11 protein-coding genes are annotated in these 10,183 nt (G+C 37.1%); 10 read left to right on the top strand and 1 reads right to left on the bottom strand.

Features of this window, described 5'->3' with window-relative positions:
* Positions 1 to 860: ABC transporter ATP-binding protein (locus B4D49_RS04340; protein ID WP_286783361.1), on the top strand; the 860-nt coding region annotated here is incomplete at its 5' end.
* A 137-nt stretch (positions 861 to 997) separates the two neighbouring features.
* On the opposite strand, the gene B4D49_RS04345 is transcribed toward B4D49_RS04340, so the two are convergent.
* Entirely contained in the window at positions 998 to 1,768 is a 771-nt protein-coding gene (locus B4D49_RS04345) for a DeoR/GlpR family DNA-binding transcription regulator (RefSeq protein WP_286783362.1), read from the bottom strand.
* 298 nt (positions 1,769 to 2,066) lie between these two features.
* Here B4D49_RS04345 and lacA point away from each other — a divergent pair, with 298 nt between their 5' ends.
* The 9 genes from lacA to B4D49_RS04390 form a co-directional block, all read left to right on the top strand.
* The gene (lacA, locus tag B4D49_RS04350) at positions 2,067 to 2,492 is read left to right on the top strand and encodes a galactose-6-phosphate isomerase subunit LacA (protein ID WP_132868886.1); all 426 of its coding nucleotides are present in this window, start codon (positions 2,067 to 2,069) and stop codon (positions 2,490 to 2,492) included.
* A 16-nt stretch (positions 2,493 to 2,508) separates the two neighbouring features.
* Positions 2,509 to 3,024, top strand: a complete 516-nt coding sequence (lacB, locus tag B4D49_RS04355) for a galactose-6-phosphate isomerase subunit LacB (protein ID WP_074561207.1) — start codon at positions 2,509 to 2,511, stop codon at positions 3,022 to 3,024.
* Between the two features lie 11 nt (positions 3,025 to 3,035).
* Entirely contained in the window at positions 3,036 to 3,968 is a 933-nt protein-coding gene (locus tag B4D49_RS04360; RefSeq protein ID WP_286783363.1) for a tagatose-6-phosphate kinase, read from the top strand.
* Between the two features lie 6 nt (positions 3,969 to 3,974).
* Positions 3,975 to 4,952 (top strand): tagatose-bisphosphate aldolase, encoded by a 978-nt coding sequence (gene lacD / locus B4D49_RS04365; protein WP_286783364.1) that lies wholly within the window; start codon positions 3,975 to 3,977, stop codon positions 4,950 to 4,952.
* Between the two features lie 168 nt (positions 4,953 to 5,120).
* Positions 5,121 to 5,432 (top strand): PTS lactose/cellobiose transporter subunit IIA, encoded by a 312-nt coding sequence (locus B4D49_RS04370; protein WP_132868882.1) that lies wholly within the window; start codon positions 5,121 to 5,123, stop codon positions 5,430 to 5,432.
* A gap of 12 nt (positions 5,433 to 5,444) precedes the next feature.
* A complete protein-coding gene (locus B4D49_RS04375; RefSeq protein ID WP_132868881.1) occupies positions 5,445 to 7,148 on the top strand; it encodes a lactose-specific PTS transporter subunit EIIC in 1,704 nt (567 codons plus the stop codon).
* 14 nt (positions 7,149 to 7,162) lie between these two features.
* Positions 7,163 to 8,569, top strand: a complete 1,407-nt coding sequence (gene lacG / locus B4D49_RS04380) for a 6-phospho-beta-galactosidase (protein ID WP_132868880.1) — start codon at positions 7,163 to 7,165, stop codon at positions 8,567 to 8,569.
* Between the two features lie 121 nt (positions 8,570 to 8,690).
* The gene (locus tag B4D49_RS04385) at positions 8,691 to 9,587 is read left to right on the top strand and encodes an aldose 1-epimerase family protein (RefSeq protein WP_286783365.1); all 897 of its coding nucleotides are present in this window, start codon (positions 8,691 to 8,693) and stop codon (positions 9,585 to 9,587) included.
* Positions 9,588 to 9,791: 204 nt separating this feature from the next.
* Positions 9,792 to 10,183 (top strand): CAT RNA binding domain-containing protein (locus B4D49_RS04390; protein WP_286783366.1); only part of this gene is annotated, 392 nt, incomplete at its 3' end.

Consider the following 10,183-nt stretch of genomic DNA (forward strand, 5'->3'; position numbering starts at 1 on the left):
TGACTGTTTATGATAACATGGCATTTGGTCTAAAACTTAGAAAATACAAAAAAGATGAAATCGATAAACGTGTTCGTGAAGCCGCACAAATTCTTGGCTTGACAGAATTCCTTCAACGTAAACCTGCTGACCTTTCAGGTGGTCAACGTCAACGTGTTGCCATGGGTCGTGCTATCGTGCGTGATGCCAAAGTATTCTTGATGGACGAACCTTTGTCAAACTTGGATGCCAAACTTCGTGTGTCAATGCGTGCTGAAATTGCTAAAATTCACCGTCGTATCGGTTCAACAACAATCTACGTTACTCACGACCAAACAGAAGCCATGACACTTGCTGACCGTATTGTTATCATGAGTTCTACTAAAAACCCTGACGGTTCAGGAACAATCGGTCGCGTTGAACAAATTGGTACACCACAAGAACTTTACAACCGTCCAGCTAACAAATTCGTTGCTGGTTTCATCGGAAGTCCAGCCATGAACTTCTTTGAAGGAACAGTCAAAGATAATACCTTGGTTAGCGACTCAGGTTTCACAATTACTTTGCCAGAAGGTCAAAAGAAATTACTTGAAACTAAAGGTTACAATGGTAAAAAAGTCATCTTCGGTATCCGTCCAGAAGATATCTCAAACAACCCACTTGCTCGTGAAACATACCCAGGAGCAACTCTTGAAGCTGAAGTTACTGTTTCTGAATTGCTCGGTGCTGAAACAATGCTTTACGTTAAAGTAGGTAACACTGAACTTGTTGCTCGTGCGGATGCGCGTGATGTTTACCAACCAGGTTCAAAAGTGGAATTGACATTGAATGTTGCTAAAGGTCACTTCTTTGACCCAGAAACGGAGGCAGCTATTCGCTAATTTAACGCTATCCAAAACAGAACTCTTCTAGAATACAACCCAAAAAGCCTTACGTCTAACGACGTAGGGCTTTTTGGGGTTTTCATCATAAAATAAAGTTACTTACCAAATGATAAGTAACTTTTTATTGTCTAAATTTATTCGTCAGCGACCATGATATCAGTTAATTGACCAAATTTTTCTTTAGCCTCTTCTGAAAGATCTGCATCAGTGACAAGGTGATCAATTTTGCTAATTTGGTAGAAATCATAAAAATCATACTTGTCAAATTTTTCATGGTCAACGAGTAAGAATTTTTTAAAGGCATTATCAAGCGCAATGCGTTGAATTTCGCCTTCGCTTTCGCTGTAAGTAGCGACAGAATCACCAAAGACACCGTTAGCACTGACAAAGGCTTTTGAGAATTTTAGGTTTTGCAAATAATTAGCAGTCAGTGAACCAACAAATGCGCCTGTAATATCGCGATATTCGCCACCGGTTAAGATTAAATCGGTGCTTTTATTTTGGTTCAAAATAGTGAACACAGGCAAACTATTTGTGACAACGCGAATGTTTTTAGAAACAAGTTCGTGAGCAAAATGTTCTAATGTTGTTCCAGGACCAATAAAGATAGTCTCGCCTTCTTGGATTAAAGTGCTTGCAAATTTAGCAATGGCACGTTTTTCTTCGATTTGTAATTCTTGTTTCTCTGTGTTTGATTTTTCGTATTTGGGTTTTACTTTTGGTGTATCAATACTTTGTGCGCCACCATGGATACGAATCAACAAACCTTCTTTGTCTAACTCGTCAAGGTCACGACGAACAGTCATATCAGAAACACCAAGCTCTTTAATGATGTCGTTAACTGTAATAACACCTTTGACGTTGATTTTTTCGAGAATCCACTGAAGGCGTTCTTTTTTCAGCATGTCAATCTCCTTTCTTTTCTTTTTTCCTTGTCACTATCATATCACAAACAAAGAACTAACTCAACAAATAAGAAAAAAAAGAAACATTTTGAAACACTTTTGTAACATAGCTGAAAATTACCGATTTCAAGGCTTTTCTGAAAGGTTTTAAAATGCAAAACAAACACAAAACAACAAATAATTTTAAAAATTATTAAACAAATGTGTTGACAAATGTTTGTTTTGGATTTATTATATAAACATAAAAAAACGTTTTTAAAAATTATCTAGATAAAAAAGAAAAATTTGAGGTGTTAAAATGACAATTATTCTTGGTTCAGATGCTGCAGGTGAAACTTTAAAAAATATTATTAAGGATTACTTGCTTGAAAATGACTATGACATCAAGGACGTTTCAGATGTTGATAAAGATTTTGTAGACAATACACTTGCAGTTGCAGCAGGTGTCAATACCACTGAAGGTAATCTTGGCATTATGATTGATGCTTATGGTGCTGGAAGTTTTATGACAGCAACTAAGGTCAAAGGTATGATTTGTGCAGAAGTTTCTGATGAACGTTCTGCTTACATGACACGTGCCCACAATAATGCTCGTATGATTACAATGGGGTCAGAAATTGTGGGAGTTGGATTAGCTAAAAATATTGTCAAAGGATTTTTGGAAGGTCATTATGATGGTGGTCGTCACCAAATCCGTGTCGATATGTTGAATAAAATGTGTTAGGAACGAGGAAGATAAAATGAAAATTGCAATTGGATGTGACCATATCGTAACAACAGAAAAAATGGCAGTGTCAGATTTCTTGAAATCAAAAGGTTATGAGGTCATTGATTGTGGAACTTACGATCACACACGTACACACTACCCGATTTTTGGTAAAAAAGTCGGAGAAGCAGTGACAAGTGGACAAGCAGATTTAGGTGTTTGTATTTGCGGTACAGGTGTTGGCATTAACAACTCTGTTAACAAAGTTCCAGGTATTCGTTCAGCTTTGGTGCGTGACATGACAACTGCTATTTATGCCAAAGAAGAATTGAATGCGAATGTCATCGGTTTTGGTGGTAAAATCACTGGTGAATTGTTGATGTGTGATATTATCGAAGCCTTCATCAAGGCTGAGTACAAACCAACAGCAGAAAATAAAGCTTTAATTGAAAAAATTGCAGCTGTGGAAACAGTTAATGAAGAGCAAAGTTCACCAGATTTCTTTGATGAATTTCTTGAAAAATGGGATCGCGGCGAATATCATGACTAGGAGACAATAAGATGATTCTTACCGTAACATTGAATCCATCGATTGACATTTCTTACCCGCTGGATGATTTAAAACTAGATACTGTAAACCGTGTCACTGAGGTTAAAAAAACCGCAGGCGGCAAGGGCTTGAATGTCACTCGAGTGTTATCAGAAATAGGCGACCATGTTACAGCAACTGGGTTTATCGGTGGAAAGTTAGGCGATTTTTTGACAGAGCAATTAGATAAAAGTCAGATTAATCACCGCTTTTTTAAGATTCATGGTGAAACGCGTAATTGCATTGCGATTTTACATGACGGATTGCAAACAGAAATTTTAGAAGCTGGTCCCATGATTGACCCAGATGAGGCAGATGGTTTTCTTAATCATTTTCGCTATCTTTGCCCGTCGTATGATGTCATCACGATTTCAGGAAGTCTTCCAGCTGGTCTTGAAACGGATTATTATCAAAAAGTTATTGGACTTGCTAATTCGCAAGGCAAAAAAGTGGTGCTAGATTGTTCTGGTGAGGCTCTGGAAGCTGTTTTAACAGGTGACGACAAACCGTTTGTTATCAAGCCAAACACAGAAGAATTATCACAACTTGTTGGAAGAGAAGTGAGCGATGATGTGAATGACTTAAAAGAAATCTTGCAAGCTGATTTATTTGCAGGGATTGATTGGGTGGTTGTTTCACTAGGCAGCAAAGGAGCTTTTGCGAAACACGGTGACCACTATTACCGCGTTACCATTCCAAAAATCGATGTGGTCAATCCTGTTGGTTCTGGTGATTCAACGGTGGCTGGTATTGCGTCAGCGATTATCCATAACCTTTCCGACAAAGATTTCTTACGTCATGCGAATGCCCTTGGTATGCTAAACGCTCAAGAAAAAATGACAGGTCATGTCAATATGACAAATTACGAAAACTTATTTAATCAAATTCAGGTAGAAGAGGTATAAGAAAAAATGGTATTAACACAAGAAAAACGCAGATTACTTGAGAAGCTTAGCCGTGATGGCGTGATTTCTGCTTTGGCATTTGACCAACGTGGAGCACTAAAACGTATGATGGCAAACTATCAAACAGAAGAACCAAGTGTTGAACAAATCGAACAATTGAAAGCCTTGGTTTCAGAAGAATTGACACCGTATGCGTCATCTATTCTTCTTGACCCTGAGTATGGTTTGCCAGCAAGTAAGGTTCGTGATGCGAATGCTGGACTTTTGCTTGCTTATGAAAAAACAGGTTATGATGCGACAACAACTAGCCGCTTGCCAGATTGCTTGGTCGAATGGTCTGCTAAACGTCTTAAAGAAGAAGGAGCTGATGCAGTGAAATTCTTGCTTTATTATGATGTTGATGGTGATGAATACGTTAATCTTCAAAAACAAGCTTACATTGAACGTATTGGTGATGAATGTAAAGCTGAAAATATGCCATTCTTCCTTGAGATTTTGACTTATGATGAAAACATCACTGACAATACAAGCGCAGCATTTGCCAAAGTAAAACCTCACAAAGTTAACGAAGCCATGAAAGTTTTCTCTGACGACCGCTTTGGTATTGATGTGCTCAAGGTTGAAGTTCCTGTCAACATGAAATATGTTGAAGGTTTTGCGGACGGTGAAGTGGTTTACACTAAAGAAGAAGCTGCTAAAGCTTTCAAAGACCAAGAAGCAGCAAGTCATTTACCATATATCTATCTTAGCGCAGGTGTTTCAGCTAAACTTTTCCAAGAAACTTTAGCCTTTGCGGCTGAATCAGGTGCTAAATTCAACGGTGTCCTTTGCGGACGTGCTACTTGGGCTGGCTCTGTACAAGTGTATATCGAAGAAGGCGAAGCCGCAGCGCGTGAATGGTTAAGAACACAAGGACGTAAGAATATTGAAGAACTGAATGCTGTTCTTGCTAAAACAGCTAGCTCATGGAGTGAGAAAGTGTAAGAAGGTGATAAAATTTTACTATTTTATAAAGTGGATCGTGACTATTTGATTAGGCGAAACCGCAAAACAAGAGACTATCAAACACTACAACAATGTAATGGTCTCTTTTTGCACTTCAATATGCTTTTTAATGACGAAAATTTATAGGAATAGGAAGGAGCTATTAGAATGAATAAAGAAGAAGTAACTATGTTAGGTTTTGAAATTGTAGCATTAGCTGGCGACGCACGTTCAAAAATGCTAGATGCATTAAACCTTGCTGAAGAAGGTAGGTTTGATGAAGCAGAAGAAATGATTGAAGAAGCTAATAAAGTTCTTGTGGCTGCTCATAATAGTCAGACAGACATGTTGGCAAAAGAAGCTTCGGGTGAAGATATTGCATTGGGGCTGATTATGATGCACGGGCAAGATCATCTTATGACAACAGTCTTACTTAAAGACTTAATTCATCATTTAATTAATATTTATAAAAAAGATTAGGGGAGAAAGCTCATGAATGGCTTGGTTAATCAAATCGAAAAAATGAAACCATTCTTTGAAAAGGTTTCTAGGAACAAATATTTACGGGCAATTAAAGATGGTTTCATTGCGGGTATGCCGATTATAATCTTTTCAAGTATCTTTATGCTTATTGCCTATGTTCCTAATATTTGGGGATTTTACTGGAGTGATGAAGTGACTGCACTTATTGTTAAGCCCTACAATTATTCAATGGGAATTTTGGGAATGTTAGTAGCTGGAACGACGGCTAAAAATCTAACGGATTCTTTTAACCGTGATCTACCGGCAACAAACCAAATCAATAATATCGCAACATTGATTACAGCAATTGTTGGTTTCCTACTTCTTTCTTCGGATTCTATAGACGGTGGTTTTGGAAGTAGCTATTTAGGAACATCTGGTTTGCTTTCTGCGTTTGTTGCAGCTTTTATCACTGTTAATGTTTATAATTTCTTTATTAAACGTAACATCACAATAAAAATGCCATCGGAAGTTCCACCGAATATTGCACAAACTTTCAAAGATATTTTCCCTCTTTCAGCAGCTATTCTCATCATGTATGCTATTGATTTAGTGATTCGTCAAGTTGTTGGTATTAACTTTGCACAGGCAGTTATTCAATTATTCCAACCACTATTTACTGCTGCGGATGGTTATCTTGGTATTGCTATTATCTATGGTGCCATGGCAATGTTCTGGTTTATCGGAATTCATGGTCCTTCTATTGTAGAACCAGCAATATCTGCTATTGCACTTATCAACATTGATAAAAACTTGGCACTTCTTGATGCAGGACAACAGGCTACTAATATCATCACACCAGGTTTGCAATATTTTGTAGCAACGATGGGTGGTACTGGTGCGACTTTAGTTGTTCCATATATGTTTATGCTTTTAGCGAAGTCAAAACAAAATAAAGCTATAGGGCGTGCGGCAGTTGTGCCTACTTCCTTTGGTGTTAATGAACCAATTTTGTTTGGTGCACCACTTGTTTTGAATCCAGTATTCTTTGTTCCATTTATTGCTGCACCTATTCTCAACGTTTGGATTTTCAAATTCTTTGTTGAAGTTTTGGGGATGAACAGCTTCTCTTATGTTTTGCCATGGACGACACCAGGTCCCTTAGGTCTAATTCTAGGAACAGGATTTGCAGGAATGTCATTTGTTTTAGCAGTGGTTTTGATTGTGATTGACACTCTTGTTTATTACCCATTCTTTAAAGTATATGACAATCAAATTTTGGCTCAAGAAGCGGCAGCTGATGCTCAAGCAGTATCGGATACTAAAACACAAACAGCTGTAGAACCAGTTGTTGAAAAAGCTACAGAAGTGAAAAAAGAACCAGTCGTATCAGAGGCTATTCAAACTTCAGATAACTTTAGCAAGAAAGTTCTTGTTCTTTGTGCTGGTGGTGGTACCAGTGGTTTGCTCTCAAATGCTTTAAACAAGGCTGCGAAAGAATATAATGTTGATATTTCATCAGCAGCAGGAGCTTATGGTGCTCATCAAGATATGTTAAAAGACTATGACTTGGTTATTCTGGCGCCACAAGTTGCTTCAAACTACCAAGATATTAAGAAAGATACAGATCGCCTTGGTATTAAATTGACTAAGACTGAAGGTATGGAATACATCAATTTGACTCGTGATCCGAAAGGTTCTCTTGAGTATGTAATGAAACAATTTGAAGATTAGAAGGTCTGATTATTATGAAACAGTTACCAGAAAATTTTATTTTAGGAGGAGCTACGGCTGCTTATCAAGCAGAAGGAGCTACTCAAGAAGATGGCAAAGGTCGTGTAGCCTGGGATACTTATCTAGCAAAAGAGGAGCGCTATACTGGTGATCCCGCTAGCGATTTTTATCATAAATATCCTATTGATTTAGAATTATCGGAACGCTTTGGATTAAATGGTATTCGGATTTCGATTGCTTGGTCGCGTATTTTTCCAAAAGGTTTTGGTGAAATCAATCCAAAAGGTGTTGCTTTCTATCATGATTTAATTGCAGAGTGTCATAAACATCATGTTGAACCATTCGTCACTCTTCATCATTTTGATACACCAGAAGTTTTGTTTGATAATGGAGATTTTCTAAACCGAGAGAATGTCGATCATTTCGTCAATTTTGCTAAATTCTGTTTTGAAGAGTATGGAAATGAGGTCAACTATTGGATTACATTTAACGAAATTCTATCTGTAGCTGCGGGACAGTATTTACTTGGCAAGTTTCCACCAAATGAGCGTTTTGAAAATGGCAAGATGGTGCAATCTATGCACAATATGATGGTAGCTCATGCGCGTGCTGTTCTTGAATATAAAAAGATGGATTTAAATGGTGAAATCGGCATTATTCACATTTTAGAACAACGCTATCCATATAATCCAGAAGATGAAAGGGATAGATTGGCTGCCAAAAAAGATGATACAATGTCAAATCGCTTCTTGCTAGACAGAACATTTTTGGGAGAATTATCACCAGAAACAGATGAAATTGTAGCATCTGTTCTGTCTCAAAATAATAAAACTTACACCGTTTATGATGGAGATCTAGAAGAATTAAAAGCAGCAGCGCCTTTACTTGATTTCTTAGGAATCAACTACTATCAGAGTACCTTTGTTGAGTATTATGAAGGTGAAAACGATATCAACCTTAACGGTACTGGTGAAAAGGGAACATCTTTATATGCTTTCAAAGGTATTGGAGAATATAAATTTGATATGGATATTCCAAGAACCGACTGGGATTGGCTAATCTATCCGCAGGGACTTTATGATATGATTATGCGGATCGTGCGAGATTATCCGAATTATAAAAAACTTTATATTACGGAGAATGGCATGGGCTATAAAGATGATTTCGTTGATGGAACGATTGATGATCAGCCGCGTATTGAATATATCAAAGGGCATTTAGAAGCCATTGCACAGACTATTGAGGAAGGGGCTAACGTTCAAGGATACTTCCTTTGGTCATTGATGGACGTTTTCTCATGGGCTAACGGCTATAATAAACGCTACGGTCTGTTTTATGTTGATTTTGATACTCAACAACGTTACCCAAAGAAGAGTGCATATTGGTATAAGCAACTATCGGAAACTAGACTAATTAGATAATATCATTAGCATTTTTACATCTAATCTAACTCACTAAAGCTTCTTTTATTATTTTGTTTTTACGCGTGATGAGAATGGCAGTTATGAGGCTGTTCATTCTCATTTTATTTAGGAGAAAATAATGGTTATTGAATTAAAAAATGATTTTTTAACAGTTCAGTTTAAGGAATTTGGTGGCGCTTTGTCATCCGTAAAAGATAAAGACGGTGTCGAATATTTGTGGCAAGGAAATCCAGAGTATTGGAGTTCACAAGCACCAGTATTATTTCCGATTTGTGGGAGCTTACGTGATGATGAAGCTATTTATCGTCCTAGTAGCCGTCCCCATTTTACAGGTGTGATACCGCGACATGGTTTGGTGCGTAAGAAGACTTTTACTTATGAACCATTATCTGAAAATAGCCTTGCTTTTTCAATCACCCCTGATGCGGAAATGTTGGCAAATTATCCTTATGATTTTGAGTTGAAAATCATTTACACTTTGATTGGAAAGACAATTAAAACAAGTTACCAAGTGACCAATCGCGAGACAGAAAAGGTCATGCCTTATTTTATTGGAGGACACCCTGGGTTTAATTGCCCATTGCTTGCTGATGAGTGTTATGAAGATTATTATCTCGAATTTGAAAAAGAGGAAACTTGTACTGTTCCAGAATCTTTTCCAGAAACAGGGCTTCTTGATGTGAATAAGCGTACGCCATTTTTAGAAAAGCAAAACATTCTAAATTTGGATTATGCTTTGTTTGCCAAAGATGCGATTACCTTAGATCAATTAGCTTCACGCAGCGTTTCTTTGAAATCTCATAAACACGATAAAGGATTGCGTTTGGATTTTGAAGATTTTCCAAATTTGATTTTATGGTCAACCGTCAATAAGAGCCCTTTTATTGCTCTAGAGCCGTGGAGCGGCTTGTCAACGTCGCTTGATGAAAGTGATATTTTAGAAGATAAACGTCAGGTTACTTTTGTGCCATCTGAGGAAACTGATGAGAAATCTTTTTCTATTACTATTTTTTGAAAATGTTTAAAAATAAACAAAAAACTCAAAAAAATAAACAAGAAAGGGTTTACAAAATAAAAATTGTGTGTTATATTATAACCGTAGAAATTAATAGAGTGGATTGTAACTAAGACATTAGGCAAGACCGCAAATGACCTAGAAGGGAGGATTCTAGTTTGTTTGTGGTTTTTTATTGTCTAAAAACCACTGGGGAGGGGTCAAATGTTTCGGATTGTACAAGCGCTCAACAATAATGTTGCCTTAGTTAAGGATGAACAAGGGCAACAAGCTGTCGTTATGGGATTAGGAATTGTTTTTCATAAGAAAAAAGGTGACTTAATCGCACCAAACAAAGTTGAAAAGATTTTTTCTTTAAGAACAGAAGAATCAAAAGAAAACTTTTTAACGCTTTTGAAAAATATTCCACTTGATATCTTAACAGTCACTTACAATATGATTGATCGATTAGTTGATAATTATCATTTTCCTGTTCAGGAGTATTTATACGTGACGCTGACAGACCATGTTTATTCAGTTTATCAAAAGCTGTTAAAAGGAAATTATCAGGAAAGTCATTTACCAGATATTTCTGATGCTTATGAGACAGAATTTGC

The sequence above is a fragment of the Streptococcus sp. UBA4344 genome, assembly GCF_002393675.1.
GTDB classification, from domain to species: Bacteria; Bacillota; Bacilli; order Lactobacillales; family Streptococcaceae; genus Streptococcus; species Streptococcus vicugnae.